The sequence below is a fragment of the Flagellimonas beolgyonensis genome (genome assembly GCF_003992615.1).
Lineage (GTDB): Bacteria > Bacteroidota > Bacteroidia > Flavobacteriales > Flavobacteriaceae > Flagellimonas > Flagellimonas beolgyonensis.
The window spans coordinates 206,034-206,240 of sequence record NZ_RZMY01000015.1 but is presented as its reverse complement, the minus strand read 5'-3'; the positions used below and the strand labels follow the sequence as shown (position 1 = coordinate 206,240).

The window sequence follows — 207 nt, the reverse complement described above, 5'->3', positions numbered from 1 at the left end:
GTGACCATTACCAGCGACGATGTTGCCCCGGACCCGGTTGCGACGATAGCGGCCACGGACAACGCTGCGGCCGAGAACCCCTTGGACACGGGCGAATATACGGTTAGCCTTGATGCGGTCAACGGCACGGGCTCCGCGATAACGGTGAACTATACGGTTGGCGGCACGGCGACCTCGGTCAGCGACTTTGTTGCGCTTGCGGGCAGT

1 protein-coding gene is annotated in these 207 nt (G+C 62.8%); it reads left to right on the top strand.

The features are described from left to right. Positions 1–207 (top strand): hypothetical protein (locus EO131_RS17510; protein ID WP_206512882.1); only part of this gene is annotated, 207 nt, incomplete at both ends.